This window comes from Bacillus sp. cl96, assembly GCF_900100505.1.
GTDB classification, from domain to species: domain Bacteria; phylum Bacillota; class Bacilli; order Bacillales; family Bacillaceae_G; genus Bacillus_A; species Bacillus_A cereus.
In genome coordinates, this window is the sequence record NZ_FNDM01000005.1 from 351,982 (window position 1) to 364,851 (window position 12,870).

Below are 12,870 nucleotides of genomic sequence, written 5' to 3' on the forward strand. Positions count from 1 at the left end.
TAAAAGAGAAAAAGTCAACTACCTATATAAAAAATATAGATAGTCGATCGATTCATTTTATTAAAAAACAATTAATCTTGTATAAAAGAAGCAAGTGCTTCTAATAACACTTCTTGCGCCCCTACAATTTCTGTCGGCATTGCTTCCCATTTTTTCGAAAGCTCCGTCTCTACTCTTATTCTCAGCTCAGAATTCATTTCTGCTAGCACATATTCTTTCGTTGCTATATCAACATCAAGTAGCGCGAGTGCATATAGTTCCGGGTCATTTATTTTTTCAAATAATCGTTTTAATACCACTGGTGCTATATGTTTTAATTTTTCAATATGAATTTCCTTATCCGAAAACAGTAACTCATATTGAATAAACGTAACATTTTCTTTAATCACTTTAAAATAGCAATTATTTTTTTTATCGTTTACAAAATAACCGTTTGGATCTGCAATAATACTTTCTACTTTACGAATTAAATCTGGCAAACTATTCGCCGCCATTACAGTCCGCTGCTCAACCTCACTCGGCGAAATGAATGTAACGCGATACTTATTTTGCGCCATCCTCTTCACCTCTCCTTTTATAAAAATCTATCGTCACAAACATATGAAATGAAACTAGCATACTCTCATTTCATTGACCTATTGTCACAACTCACAGACTATAAAAAGTACTGACTTGCTATAAAGAGATTATTGTTCAACCATTCCAGTACATTTCTATAGTTCTCTTCTTACAGCTCCGAGCCACCTAAGACTAAAAACACTTTTAAGCGCCTTTAAGCAACTCGATATTGTTGAACCAAAACGCAATTTGCTGATCCGTAATGCCTGATAATGTAACAAAAAACTCACGGCACTTCATCTCGTCCTTAAACAGTTGATACTTCCATGCGCCATCACTGCCAATACTGACGAAATAAAACTCATGAATACGACCAATAATCGCTTCCTTTTCAGCAAATGAATACGGGGGCACTTGCTTAATTTCAAATTGATCTGGTAAATATACATGCTCTTCTCGTTCCATTTTTAGCACTTGCTCAGCAAGTTCACGTTTATTCTCGAAAAATGGCAATTGTAAAATTCGTTCTTGTCTTGTCATACGAATAAAAACCCTTTCTACTACATTACGATCTTTCTTTATAATACATTATCGAATTAAGTTTACAACTTCATTTAATACTTCATCTGACACTTTAATTACTTTCGCATTTCCTTGGAATCCACGTTGATATAACATTAAGTCAACGAATTCTACAGATAAATCTACGTTTGAACTTTCTTTTGCTGAACCTCTTACATTACCTGCACCATTCTCACCAGCAACACCTATCCCTGGAATCCCTGCTGATGGTGTGGCAATGTAATTGCCATTCCCAGTTTTCATTAATCCACCTGAATTAGGGAATGTAGCTACAGCTAGTTGTCCTACAACCTTCATACTACCATCCGAATATCTCATCATAACGAAACCACCGTCAGAAATTGAATAGTCATTTGCAATTGCAGCTGGACGCCCCGTTACTTCTGTTGTAGAAATAGTTTTCCCTGTTGGATAATTTGTTAAACCACTTAAGTCCAGTGTCAGTCCCTTACCAAAAGGAATTTTAACCGTTCCACCTTTAGTAATTTCACCAGTTACTGGATTTTTTTGTACAGCTTCATCTGTCTCCTTTAGATTTCCTAATGTATCAAATTTAAGATTTTTTTCGCCCGTCATGCCTTCAACCGGCTTAAACTCTTTTTCGTTTTTAGAATCATTTCTTACAGAAACTGTATACGTATATTCACCTGGCACAGGCTTTTCAACTTCTTTACCATCTACAGTCTCTTTTGTAGTCTTTTGTTTAATATTTACACGTAACGTTAACGAGTTCCCTTCCTCATCAAAAACTGTGAATTCGTGAGATAATGCATTTTGATTTCTAGGAAGGTTTCCACCTATTGTTGCTTTATCTGTTTGAATCCCACCAACAGCTGATCCCATTGGAATATGAATTGGACTTGGTCGTGAAGAAAAATCTATTTCTTGAGTTCCTGTTTTCACACCATACCCTAGCACATACTGACCACTTGTATTTGTAACATAGTTATCTTTCGATACACTGAAAGACCCTTTTCTCGTATACTCTACATTTCCGCTATTACGATCGCCAACTAAAAATAAACCATTTCCCTCTATTGCTGTCTCCATCTTATCACTAGTTAAAGTAATAGAACCATCACTAAAATCTGTAGATGTCCCACTAAACTTTACACCGTTACCGATACTCTTTGGATTCGTACCAGCATAAGCACCATCCCCACGTGAACCAACCGTATTATTATATAGCAGATCATCAAAAATAGCTTTTTGCTTTTTATATCCAACTGTTTGTGCATTTGCAATATTATTTGAAGTAACACTTAATGCATTTTGTGCCGCATTCATCCCTGTAATACTCGTATATAACGCTTTAATCATAACCTATACACACTCCTTTTATTAATTTTGCTTAACCTCTTCATTTTTCTCTATATCATCTTTCTTCTCATCTTCTGGATTTGTTTCTGCTATCGGTTTATCTGAAACCCTTTCTACAAAACGAAGTGAGACAACTTGATTATCAACAATAAGTTGTACATCGTTATTTTCGGCAAGTCGAACTGTTTCCACTTGACCAGTCACTTGCTCCCCCTTATTGTTTATACCTCTAACATACTTTCCTAAAAATTTCATCCCACCATCAAGAGCTGTCGTATACATCGTTGATTGTAGTTTATCTACTGCTTTCGTCATATTTTGTACTTGCTCCATAAGCGATAGTTGAGCCGTTTGATTCATCATTTGGTTCATATCCATCGCATTAAACGGGTCTTGATGTTGAAAGCTCGCTAAAAAAAGTTTCAGGAAATCATCTTTATCCATAATACCGGGTGTTTTTTGATTACTTGCTGATACTCCGTTTGTTTGTTGAACTGGCGATTGCACACCATTTACAGATGCGTTTTTTGTTTGCGCTCCTGCTTGTAACGGAATATGATTTGTACTCGTTGTATTTAATCCAACTGTTGGCACGCGTTATTCCTCCAATAATCCCGCAAATTCTGTTGATTGTTGTTTTTCATGATTTGTATTTGCTAATTTCTGTTTTTGCCTTTGCTCTTGTTCTCGCTGTTCTTTACGATTTTCATCTTTATCTGAATAGCTAATTTGAATATTGATTTCTTTTTCTTTTAACTTTAATCTCAATTCATCAAAAATGATTTCAACACGTTTTTTCGCATCGTGTTTTTCCATTTCTACGTGAACGTCAATTTGATCTCCGTGTTTTTTCATAAACACTGTTAATGTACCAAGTTTTTCTGGATTTAACTGGAATAAAACACGTTCTTGTTTCACTACAAATTTTTGCAGCGCTTCTACTTGCGCTTCCATTTTCTTTCCTAAGTCAGGTAATGAAACTTTCTCAGCACCACTATTTGATTTCCCTATTTGTTCGGTACTCGTCGTTTTATTTAATAATTCTGCACCTGCAGAGCTCGAATCGTTTAATGCATCAACTTCTGGCAACTCTACCTTTGCATCATCGCTCTCAAGTTTCGGAAGATCTACCTCTTTAGACTCTTCTTGTTTCTTTGCAATATTACAAGTTTCTGTTTCTACAACCTTCAATGCTTGCATCGTTTGCTCTGGCATCTTCATTTTGTCTAATACCATTTGCATTGTATCTTCTAAACATATAGCATTTTTGATATTCATATTTGAAAGAAGTTCTTGTAATTGTTGTAATTCAGCTGCAGGTAATTCATTAAGTTTAATATTGCCATATTCTTTATATAGCTCTTGTATTTTTTGTATGTATTGATATAACAATTCCGGCTGCACATGTAATTGCTCAATTGCAACCATTTGCTCAGATACAGCTAATAACAACTGTTCTGTCTCTTTTTTTTCTTCTTTCTTTACAATTGGTTCTTCTTTCGTTACCGATGTTTTAGAAAGGTTATATTCTTTTTTCTCTTCTTTTGGTGCTTCTTCTCGTTTCGTTTTCTCCGTTTTCGGCTGCTTTTTATTTTCGATTCTCATCGTACGATCAAATGAAGAATCTTCATTTTTCGATTGTACTTCTAGCCCTTTTTCTTTTTGCGGAGGTAAACTTTGTTGCACCGGTAATACAGACTGTATCACTACATTCACCTCATCCATTCATACACATTTTTAAATCCAGAAGCATTTTTTCTTCCAGCTTTTCTTGTGCTTTCGCAAGCTTTTTGCAATCTTCTTGATACATCTCATCAATGACACGTTCTTTTTCTTTTACTTGCTCTAAAAGACTTTCATTTTTTTGAATAAAACCTTCCGTTTTTTTAATTTTCCGATTCCATTCTTCAATTCTTTCAGGTGAAAACGTATGTGAAGAAAGCATACCAGCCATAATACGTTGCCCAGTTTGTACGACTTTACTACGCGATTTCACAACATATAAATCATATTCTTTTTTTTGTTCTATTTTTCTTTTTTCAGCTGTTAATTCATACACTTCTTTTAAAATATGTTCTTTTTCTTGATTTATTTGCAATTTTATTGTGTCGTACTGCTGTTTATCCACCTGTTTTCATAGCCCCTTCCTATTATAACGTTCTCTTTTTCTATTATATAGTTTTTTTCCAAAAAAATCTGTGAAATATTAAAAAACAAAAAAATAAGACCTCTTGGGCAGAGGCCTTATACTATATGGTGTATCGCTTCAACGATATCATCAAATGGGAAACTATCCGATCGGCCTTGCTTTAAAAATGTATTTATGCCTTCTACTTTATTTTTACATTCAAAAATATAAGCATTTTCTTCATTTTCTTGAATCGTTCCTAACTTAAAATACAATTCATTTTCTTTATAAATTGATAAAATCTTTCTCATTTCATTTGCAAGTTGCCAATGATGTGGTGAAACGATTTCTTCCATAATCCTACTTACTGAATCTAATACTGAAATCGCAGGATAATGACTAAGCGTTGCAAGCTCACGCTTTAATACAATATGTCCATCTAAAATACCACGTGCTAAATCTGGTACAGGACCATTTAAATCGTCCCCATCAACAAGTACCGTATAAATACCTGTTATAGATCCCTTTTGTGTTTTTCCGGAACGCTCTAACAACTTCTTCATATAACTTTCCATTAACAGTGTTTTACCACCAATCGGTAACTCTTTAACAGCAATATCAACACTTCTTCGTGCATCGGCAAAACGAGTAACAGAGTCCATCATAAGTAATACGTTATTACCTTGATCACGGAAGTATTCAGCAATAGACGTTGCGAGTTTCGCTGCACGAAGTTGCATAAGATGACTTTCATCTGACGTCGCTACAACAACGACGCTTTTTCGCATACCTTCCTCGCCTAACTCTTTTCGAATAAAGTCTTTTACTTCCCGGCCACGTTCTCCTACTAAACTAATAACGTTTATATCAGCTTTTGCATTTTTTGCTATCATTCCAAGTAAAGTAGATTTACCAACACCTGACCCAGCAAAAATACCAATCTTTTGACCGATACCAATTGTTAGCATAGAATCAATTGATTTTATTCCTGTTTCAAATACATCGGTAATCTCTTCACGTTCAAATGCATGTATAGGCGGTGCATCTAGTTTTATTTTCTGTAATGGAATGTTTTCAGCTTCCTCATTTAACACTTCACCATTTGCACTTAACACTTTTCCGAGCAAGTGATTACCACGTGGTACAACAACATCTTCTGAAACTAGTGTCACTGAATCTCCATAACATACTTTTTCTGTCTGTTCAAATGGAAGTAGCATATTATTTTCTTTTTCAATGGCAATCACTTCACATAAGACGTTATGTTCTCCAACGAAGCAAACATCTCCGATCTTCGCTTTCGGCCCTTTTGCTACGAAAAACTGTTCTTGTACACTATGAACTTTGCCTACTTTCGTATACAGCGGTGTTTCAATGAACTTATTCCATTTTTCGTTCTCATTCATTAACAGGCGGCTCATACATTTTGCTCCTCAAATAACTTCTCTTCTTCCCATTTCTGACGAAGTTTCGCAAATATAGGTGCAAATTTAAATTCAAAGAACTCTTTCTCTTCTTCCAGAACAAATTCACCAAACTGCAGGGAGAAATCATATTTCCATTCTACTAATTGTAGTAACCAATATTCTTTCGTATTCTCCTTCTCTTCTTGAATACGTTCAAACGTTTCTGGATGTACTGTAATGATTAATTTTTCAAACGAAGTTGGCAATGTTTGCACGATGCCAGTTAAAATAGGTAGCACATCAAGCAATCGTGAATCTACCGCTTGATTCACGATTTTTTCTGCTAAATGAAATGATTGATCCCATAATAACTCTGTCCATTCATATGCTATTTCTTGTTGTTCTTTTTGAAACTGCACACGCGCTGCTTCCATCTGTTCCATTTGTTCATGAATATGCATTTGAAATTGTTCTTTATCTTGTAATAACTGCTGACGCTCTCGTTCTAGCATTTGCTGCTCTTGCCTTAGCTGATTCATTTCCATATGTAATGATTCTTGCTGGGCGCGAAGCTCTGCATGATCTGCTTGTAATTCTTCCTCTTCTATTTGGACTGAAGCTGGTTTTGGAAATTGTAATTCATACGTTTCTTCAGAAAAAGAAACAGAATTCTTCGGAATTCTGTTTTTAAATAAGGACATCCTCTTCACCTCTTTGAACGATAATTCTTCCTTCTTTCTCTAGCTTTTTCACTGTACCAGTGATCGTTTGCTGCGCTTTTTCAGCATCCGTCATCTTAAGCGGTCCTAAGCCATCTAATTCTTCTAGAATCATCTCTTTACGGTTTGAAGACATACATGTAAATAATTTCTCTTTAATTTCTTCTTTTGCAATTTTAAGTGCTTTCGCAACAACACCGTTATCTGTAATTTCTTCTAATACACGGCGAAGCGCAAGATCTTCAAGACCAAGTAAGTCTTCAAAGACAAACATATTTTCTTTAATTTTCTCAGATAACTCATAATCGACTTCATCCAGTTTTTGAAAGACTGTTTTTTCAACACCTCGTGAAACATTATTTAAAATGTTTACGATTGTTTTCAAGCCATCAGTTTTATTAATTGCACTAAATGCCATATTATTTAATTTCGTTTTTAACAACTCACCAATTTGATTAATTAATTCACCATCAACTTGTTCTAGTTTCGCAATACCCATTACCGTTTCTACTCGCTTATGATCTGGCAATCTCTCAATTAATTGAGACGCAAGTTGCGGTTTAATATAAGAAGCGATAATTGCAATTGTTTGTGGTGACTCATCATTAAGCACTGTAAGAAGTGGTTCTAAATCTGTAAGTGAATTTAAGAATTCAAATGGATTATCTTTGTTATACCAAAGGTCTTCCAATAATTTTTCCAGTTCGTCTTCTGGCATGTTTTTAAATATACGACGAATATACTCTTTATCTGGAGTGACTAAGTTCAATTCTTTTACATTTAGTTCATATAAGAACTCTCCTAGTACATTCTCTAACGTTTCTGGTTTATATACACGAAACTTCGCAATTTCACGAAGTAATACTTCTTTTTCCTCAGCTGTCATATATTCAATGACTTTTGCTGCCACCCCTTCGTCTAATGTACGAATGAGGATGGCAGCTTTTTCTTTGGAGGAGATTTCATCTAACATCGTTGTTCCTCCCTTACTGTCCGTTTAACCATTTTTTAATTACTTTTGCAGTACCTTCTACATGTTCTTTCGTAGCATCCTGCACTTGTTCATCTAACGTTGGTTCTTTCGGTTCTTCTGGTTCAGGTTTTGGCTCTGGCACTATTTTTTCTTCAGGAATTTCCAAGATACTTTCATTACTTGCAGCAATTTCATCTTCTGCTAAGTATTCTTCATATTCCTCTTCTTCTTTCTTTCTCTTACGTCTTGCTAATAAGAACCATACTAGACCACCGATTGCTAATAAGCCAGCTGTAATTCCACCGAATAACCACCAGTTCATACCACTTTTTTCTGGCTCTTTCTCTTTTTCAGCTTTCGGCTGATCGAACTGAACAGTTACAACGTTAACTTGACCATTTATAAAGTTACCGTTCGGATCAGCTTGAAGTCCTGCCGCTGTTCCAATTGCTTCTTTGAAAGTAGTCATATCAATTCTTCGTTTTACTAACGTATCATTATCTACCCATACAACAACATTTGTTTTCGTTAATTCTGGGTGTTTCTTAATTGTTTCAACTGTTTTATCTATTTCATAGTTTTCGATTTTGTTGCCATTTTTATTATCGTAGACAACTTTACCATTTTGATTATTGTTCGTACCGTAGTTTGGCACTTCACCGTTCGCTGTAATACCAGCACCTTGCTTCGTATCTGCCCCTTCTTGCGCAGTAGAGCTTTCTTCTTGCTCTTGTTTACTACGAAGTACACCTTTATCACCATACTTCTCTGACTGACGTGTAACTTCATCGTAGTTTACAGATACTTTCGTATTCACTTTATATTCATTCGGTTTAAACATCGTCATTAACGTTGCATCAATATCTTGCTTTAATTTACCTTCAAGTTGGTGCTGCATCTCTACTTCTTTCTCATAAGAAGAGGAACTACTAGAATGTGCTTCATCTGCTCCTTTTGAGATAACACCTTTTTTACTATCAATAACACTTACTTCTTCTGCTTTCACACCAGGAACCGCTGCACTAATCATTTGCTGTATACCTGCAACTTGATCAGCTGTTAACAATTGTCCACGTTTTACTCCAACCGTAATCGCCGCTGTTCCTTTCGCTTTTTCTTCATCAAAAATTGTCTCTTTTTCAGGCAATGTAATTTGAACATTTGCCGTTTCAACTGTCGCAAAGTTTCTTACGATATCTTGTTCCAATTGCTTCTTCGTACCGACAATTTGCTTCATTTTTTTATCTTGTTCACTTGAACCGAGCGAGCTTTCTAATAAAATTTCTTCACCGCTTTTCGAATTAAACGGTAAGCCCATCCCATTCATTTCTTTTCGAACCCATGGAGCATCATTCTTTTGCACACGAATTGAACCATCGGCCGCTAATTGGTAATCGACACCTAACTTCGATAATTCTGCTGTAATCTCTTGTTTATCTGCATCATTTAAATTTTGATATACAACAACATATTTATCTGGCAAGGTGAAGTATAAAAGTGCTCCTGTTACAATCGCTAAAAGCGCAGCACCGATTACTAACTTATGCCACGTTTTTAACGATTGGATAACATTTTTCATCTTTTCCATTTAAACACACCCGTCCACTTTCCTAAATTTGCATATTAATTAGTGACTTATAATTTTCAATAAGATTATCACGTACGAGAGCAGCCGTTTTCATTTGAGACTCAGCTTTCTTTTGCTGAATTAAAACGTCATGTGTTTCTCCTACCCCTTTAGTTAGTAAATCATATACTGCTGTTTGTGCATTGTTTTGCGTTTGATTCATATCTTCCAATAAATCAATAAACTTTTTCTCCGGAGCTACCGATGTTTGAGAAGTTTTCGGTGCACCAATTGACTGAATTGCTCCAAATGGTTGTGTATGTAACATTGGTTGAATTTTCATATTACGATCTTCCCCCTTATCCTCGGCCGATTTCTAAATCTTTATCAAGCATTTTTTTATTCGCATTTAATACACTCGTATTCGCTTCATACATTTTTTGAGCAACCATTACATTCGTCATTTCAGCAGTTACATCAATATTTGGATAACGTACATATCCTTCTTCATTTGCGTGCGGATGCGTCGGATCATACACTAAATTTTCCGTTTTGTCTGCTTCAATACTTTTTATTTTTACTCCGTTAGTAGGAGCCCCATCTAGCATACTTGCAAAACTATTGTTTGATTCTAGCACCACACTACGACGCTCATATAAATCTGTCCCCGGAGCCGCCGTCGTATTTGCATTTACAATATTGTTAGAAGTAACTTCCATCCACTTTCTCGCTGTTGTTAGCCCTGAGCCACTTGCATTAATTGCCTGAAACATTCGTTGTCTCTCCTTCTACTTTTAACGTCCGCGTGCCGCTTGGTTAATTGCATATTGTGTATTAATTGCGTTAATTGAAATACCGTATAACTGATTTGCTTTCATTAAATCTAGCATTTCTGTCGTTACATCCACACTATTTCCGTCTTTATTCGTTTGCATTGATTTTGTTTGAATCTTTGCATATGTATTTTTCGTATTTACTGTCGGCAAGTGCATTTCATTCGTTTGATATAAATCTGGATTGCTCTTTAAATCAGCCGCATTGTTTTTATATAATGCACTACTTTTATTCATCTGCTCAGCAAATGTTACATCTTGTGCTTTATAGCCAGGTGTATTCGCATTTGCAATATTACTGGAAACAGTATTTCGTTTCGTTACTAAATAATTCATATAATGGCTTACATCACTCACTAAATCTGGCATATTCCACACCCTTCCTTTTCTAACGTAATGATCCACTGATAGAAGTTTCACTTCATTATTTATTTTCTTATATGCGTTTATTAAAATATTTACTATTATGTACCCTTACATATTTTATTCCATTTTTTCATTGTTGTCTTTAGAAAAATACAAAAATATAAAAAAAGAATGCAAAAAACTGTATACACATAGTAATCTATAGAACATTTCAATATATAAACTATAAACTAAAGTCCATTTTTCTATTATTTAGATTACTATTATTTTTTCATCACAGTCATAAAATGAAACCTCAATCAGCGGAGTTCTTTATGTAAACGAAGGAATAGACCCCCTTTTAAAAGGGGAATCTGTTTCCAGACGTTATTATTAATATTTACCGTAAAATGAATTAGCCTTCATTCGCCCATCATTTGCCATTATCATTTCTTCCAAAATCTTTTGCTTATCTCGAATGTGCTGTGCTGCCTTAATAATGAATGGGCTTACTTCTGCTGCAACTTGTGCACGTCTTTCTTCATCTAGTGTCATCATCCAGCGATTTAACATCTCACTCTTCTCAGCAAACTCTTCATCTGACACTTGTAATTCACCGATTTCATTAAAACAACTGACAAACGTTCGATAAATATCATTGTTCATTTTCAAGCGCTCCACGGTATCCATCTATTAAATCTTGTAACACTTGCACAATGGCATCAATGTCTTTTACTTCACGCGTGACTTTCATCGTTTGAATTTGAATGCTAATCCAATCATATAAACCAAATAAACTATCGTATAAATCTTTCGTAATATCAGGATTTAACTGGAGCTTCAACTCTTCAAATATACGTTCTAACTTTTCAAGAAGTTCATCACCATCTTGAAGTTTGAATGTATTTAAAAGTTCTTCCAATTTACGAAACTCAATGATGCATCTTTCATAAATAAATATTGTATTTTTAATTGGATTACTCGTCATAATATCATTTTGCATATAACGTTGCCATGCTTGCATACAATCACTTCCTCAGCTTTCATTAGTCATCACTTTTTGTTTTTGTCATTGCTTGAATTGTCTTCAACTGACTATCAAGCAATGCTAACTGACTTTCTAATTTTGCATATTTATCAATAATTGTTTTTTGTTTTTCCTTATTAACTGTATCAATATCTTGAATTTTTCTCTCTAAATCAGTTACTTGCTTTTCAATACTTTTAGAACGTTTCCCAATAATTCCTTCATCTCCAAATATCCCATCTAACTTTTTCTCTGTATCATGACCTAAACCATTTAAACCAAAGAAAAATTGTTTCGTAGATTCCGGATTCTCTTTAAAAGCTGTTTTTAATTTTTCTTCATCAAGAGTCATATTGCCTTTTTTATCAATTTGAATTCCAAAAGAAAATAAATACTTATCATCTTGGGAAAATTTAAAAATACCTGTCATTGCATTATTGATAGCAAATGACACATTACTCCCTTGCATTACTCCATTTTCTCCAGCAAATAAATCCAAACTTTTAACAGCCTTATTATACTCGTCTTTCATTTTTTTTATTAAATCTATTGAATTTTTTATATCAGAATCTTCAATAGTTAATTTTATTGGCTCTGTAGTTTCTTTTTCTAAATTAATGGTTAATCCTGGAATTGTATCAATCTTATTTGTTTTACTAGTTCCTTTTATTCCGTTTATTGTATACTCAGCATTTATTGCTCCTGTCACTTGATGTGCAACAACATTCGTTCCATCCGGATTTTTCGCAGAAGTAACTAACCCTATATTTTGTAAAAAACCATTGGCGCCATCCGTTAATTTCAGCTCTCCAGCTTCTCCTGCAGTAGTCGATGTGAAAAATAGTTGATCCCCTAATGTGTATACTGATGCACCATAATTCCCATTATTTATCTTATTGACAAGATCTTTATACGTCATATCTTTTGAGATTTTAACTTCTTTTCCATTTATCTGAAATACATCATCTACTCCAAGTTTTAAATCTAAACTAAACTTTTGCTCCATACCTTCAGGAGTTTTTGAAGGAGTAAGTGGAGCTGTAGTTATTTGATGTCTTTCAGCTACCCGTTCTACTGTAATCGTGTATGTTCCAGGAATTGCAGCAGCGTCTGCTTGTGCTTTCATAAAACCATCTTTGGATAAAGTTGTTTTCTTTTCATCACCTTTAAATGCGTATAAATCTTTGAACACTTGTACAAGATTTCCAAATTCTTTTTTCATGCTTGCATACACGTTTTTTTCATTTGTTAATGTTTGTTTTTGTGTAGTATAAGGTGATTTTTTCATTTCCAATGCTTGTAACTCTAAATCTACTAACTTCTTTGTATCTATTATGTTATTTCCTAAATTCCATATTTGTTGTCTGCCACCATAATCAGATATTGTTCCTGCCATATTTTTCACTCCTTAT

At 34.6% G+C, this 12,870-nt stretch carries 16 protein-coding genes; all 16 read right to left on the reverse strand.

Annotated elements, in window-relative coordinates; genetic code table 11:
- Nucleotides 1-71: 71 nt before the first annotated feature.
- The gene (locus BLT20_RS14370; RefSeq protein WP_000068301.1) at nt 72-557 is read right to left on the reverse strand and encodes a hypothetical protein; all 486 of its coding nucleotides are present in this window, start codon (nt 555-557) and stop codon (nt 72-74) included.
- Nucleotides 558-762: 205 nt separating this feature from the next.
- Nucleotides 763-1,098 carry a DUF3964 family protein gene (locus BLT20_RS14375; protein ID WP_000198175.1) on the reverse strand — a complete coding sequence of 112 codons (336 nt, stop codon included), beginning with the start codon at nt 1,096-1,098 and terminating at the stop codon, nt 763-765.
- A gap of 48 nt (nt 1,099-1,146) precedes the next feature.
- On the reverse strand, nt 1,147-2,460 hold the full coding sequence (flgE, locus tag BLT20_RS14380) for a flagellar hook protein FlgE (protein ID WP_000588311.1): 1,314 nt from the start codon (nt 2,458-2,460) through the stop codon (nt 1,147-1,149).
- A 21-nt stretch (nt 2,461-2,481) separates the two neighbouring features.
- The gene (locus BLT20_RS14385; RefSeq protein WP_001143477.1) at nt 2,482-3,054 is read right to left on the reverse strand and encodes a flagellar hook assembly protein FlgD; all 573 of its coding nucleotides are present in this window, start codon (nt 3,052-3,054) and stop codon (nt 2,482-2,484) included.
- 3 nt (nt 3,055-3,057) lie between these two features.
- Complete coding sequence (locus BLT20_RS14390) at nt 3,058-4,167, reverse strand: flagellar hook-length control protein FliK (RefSeq protein ID WP_002025582.1); 1,110 nt, start codon at nt 4,165-4,167, stop codon at nt 3,058-3,060.
- 10 nt (nt 4,168-4,177) lie between these two features.
- Nucleotides 4,178-4,588, reverse strand: a complete 411-nt coding sequence (locus tag BLT20_RS14395; RefSeq protein WP_000360855.1) for a hypothetical protein — start codon at nt 4,586-4,588, stop codon at nt 4,178-4,180.
- 116 nt (nt 4,589-4,704) lie between these two features.
- Nucleotides 4,705-6,009 (reverse strand): flagellar protein export ATPase FliI, encoded by a 1,305-nt coding sequence (locus BLT20_RS14400; protein WP_000088690.1) that lies wholly within the window; start codon nt 6,007-6,009, stop codon nt 4,705-4,707.
- A complete protein-coding gene (locus tag BLT20_RS14405; protein WP_000051695.1) occupies nt 6,006-6,695 on the reverse strand; it encodes a FliH/SctL family protein in 690 nt (229 codons plus the stop codon). The genes BLT20_RS14400 and BLT20_RS14405 overlap by 4 nt, the downstream gene beginning before the upstream one ends.
- Entirely contained in the window at nt 6,682-7,686 is a 1,005-nt protein-coding gene (gene fliG / locus BLT20_RS14410; RefSeq protein ID WP_073340054.1) for a flagellar motor switch protein FliG, read from the reverse strand. The genes BLT20_RS14405 and fliG overlap by 14 nt, the downstream gene beginning before the upstream one ends.
- Nucleotides 7,687-7,699: 13 nt before the next feature.
- The gene (locus BLT20_RS14415; RefSeq protein ID WP_000413931.1) at nt 7,700-9,274 is read right to left on the reverse strand and encodes a flagellar M-ring protein FliF C-terminal domain-containing protein; all 1,575 of its coding nucleotides are present in this window, start codon (nt 9,272-9,274) and stop codon (nt 7,700-7,702) included.
- A gap of 22 nt (nt 9,275-9,296) precedes the next feature.
- Nucleotides 9,297-9,596: a flagellar hook-basal body complex protein FliE gene (fliE, locus tag BLT20_RS14420; RefSeq protein ID WP_000701670.1), complete on the reverse strand. Its 300-nt coding sequence runs from the start codon at nt 9,594-9,596 to the stop codon at nt 9,297-9,299.
- 16 nt (nt 9,597-9,612) lie between these two features.
- A complete protein-coding gene (gene flgC, locus BLT20_RS14425) occupies nt 9,613-10,026 on the reverse strand; it encodes a flagellar basal body rod protein FlgC (protein WP_000484685.1) in 414 nt (137 codons plus the stop codon).
- Nucleotides 10,027-10,047: 21 nt separating this feature from the next.
- Nucleotides 10,048-10,506 (reverse strand): flagellar basal body rod protein FlgB, encoded by a 459-nt coding sequence (gene flgB, locus BLT20_RS14430; protein WP_370445031.1) that lies wholly within the window; start codon nt 10,504-10,506, stop codon nt 10,048-10,050.
- A gap of 318 nt (nt 10,507-10,824) precedes the next feature.
- Nucleotides 10,825-11,097: a hypothetical protein gene (locus tag BLT20_RS14435; protein ID WP_001058084.1), complete on the reverse strand. Its 273-nt coding sequence runs from the start codon at nt 11,095-11,097 to the stop codon at nt 10,825-10,827.
- A complete protein-coding gene (gene fliS, locus BLT20_RS14440; RefSeq protein WP_001149504.1) occupies nt 11,087-11,455 on the reverse strand; it encodes a flagellar export chaperone FliS in 369 nt (122 codons plus the stop codon). The genes BLT20_RS14435 and fliS overlap by 11 nt, the downstream gene beginning before the upstream one ends.
- Nucleotides 11,456-11,477: 22 nt before the next feature.
- Nucleotides 11,478-12,854 carry a flagellar hook-associated protein 2 gene (locus BLT20_RS14445; RefSeq protein WP_000929220.1) on the reverse strand — a complete coding sequence of 459 codons (1,377 nt, stop codon included), beginning with the start codon at nt 12,852-12,854 and terminating at the stop codon, nt 11,478-11,480.
- Nucleotides 12,855-12,870: the final 16 nt, after the last annotated feature.

Coding starts and splice junctions, on each gene's coding strand:
- flgE (WP_000588311.1), bottom strand. CDS start 2,460: ATGATTAAAGCGTTATATACGAGTATTACAGGGATGAATGCGGCACAA.
- BLT20_RS14400 (WP_000088690.1), bottom strand. CDS start 6,009: ATGAGCCGCCTGTTAATGAATGAGAACGAAAAATGGAATAAGTTCATT.
- BLT20_RS14375 (WP_000198175.1), bottom strand. CDS start 1,098: ATGACAAGACAAGAACGAATTTTACAATTGCCATTTTTCGAGAATAAA.
- BLT20_RS14415 (WP_000413931.1), bottom strand. CDS start 9,274: ATGGAAAAGATGAAAAATGTTATCCAATCGTTAAAAACGTGGCATAAG.
- flgC (WP_000484685.1), bottom strand. CDS start 10,026: ATGTTTCAGGCAATTAATGCAAGTGGCTCAGGGCTAACAACAGCGAGA.
- fliG (WP_073340054.1), bottom strand. CDS start 7,686: ATGTTAGATGAAATCTCCTCCAAAGAAAAAGCTGCCATCCTCATTCGT.
- BLT20_RS14405 (WP_000051695.1), bottom strand. CDS start 6,695: ATGTCCTTATTTAAAAACAGAATTCCGAAGAATTCTGTTTCTTTTTCT.
- BLT20_RS14435 (WP_001058084.1), bottom strand. CDS start 11,097: ATGAACAATGATATTTATCGAACGTTTGTCAGTTGTTTTAATGAAATC.
- BLT20_RS14445 (WP_000929220.1), bottom strand. CDS start 12,854: ATGGCAGGAACAATATCTGATTATGGTGGCAGACAACAAATATGGAAT.
- fliE (WP_000701670.1), bottom strand. CDS start 9,596: ATGAAAATTCAACCAATGTTACATACACAACCATTTGGAGCAATTCAG.
- fliS (WP_001149504.1), bottom strand. CDS start 11,455: ATGCAAGCATGGCAACGTTATATGCAAAATGATATTATGACGAGTAAT.
- BLT20_RS14370 (WP_000068301.1), bottom strand. CDS start 557: ATGGCGCAAAATAAGTATCGCGTTACATTCATTTCGCCGAGTGAGGTT.